This is a genomic window from Streptomyces sp. SID12501, from assembly GCF_010550245.1.
Classification (GTDB): domain Bacteria; phylum Actinomycetota; class Actinomycetes; order Streptomycetales; family Streptomycetaceae; genus Streptomyces.
In genome coordinates, this window is record NZ_JAAGLU010000673.1 from 1 (window position 1) to 438 (window position 438).

A 438-nucleotide genomic window follows, 5' to 3' on the forward strand; every position below is an offset into this window, starting at 1 on the left:
CGCGGGGAGGGGGCCAGAGCCCGGGCCAGCGCCACCCGTTGCTGTTCGCCCCCGGAGAGCGAGGCGATGGCCCGGCCCTGGGCTCCGGGAAGCCCGACCAGCTCCAGCAACTCGGCGACCTGGCCCTCGTAGGCGTGCCGGGTGGAACCGCGCATCCGCAGGCCGAAGGCGACGTTCCCGCCGACGTCGCGGTGCGGGAACAACTGGTGGTCCTGGAACATCAGCCCGACGCCCCGCCGGTGCACGGGCACCCCGGCCTGGTCGGCGCCGGCCAGCAGGACCCGGCCGGCCGACACCCGCTGAAGACCGGCCACCACCCGCAGCAGGGTGGACTTGCCGCTCCCGCTGGGTCCGAGCACACACACGGTCTCGTGCTCGGCGACCTCCAGCTCGACGTCGTCCACGACCGCGCGTTCACCGAAGCGGACCGTCACCCCT

General features: G+C 74.4%; 1 protein-coding gene. It reads right to left on the bottom strand.

What is annotated here, in order from left to right; translation table 11 throughout:
• Positions 1-438: ABC transporter ATP-binding protein (locus G3I71_RS47850; protein WP_203733172.1), on the bottom strand; the 438-nt coding region annotated here is incomplete at both ends.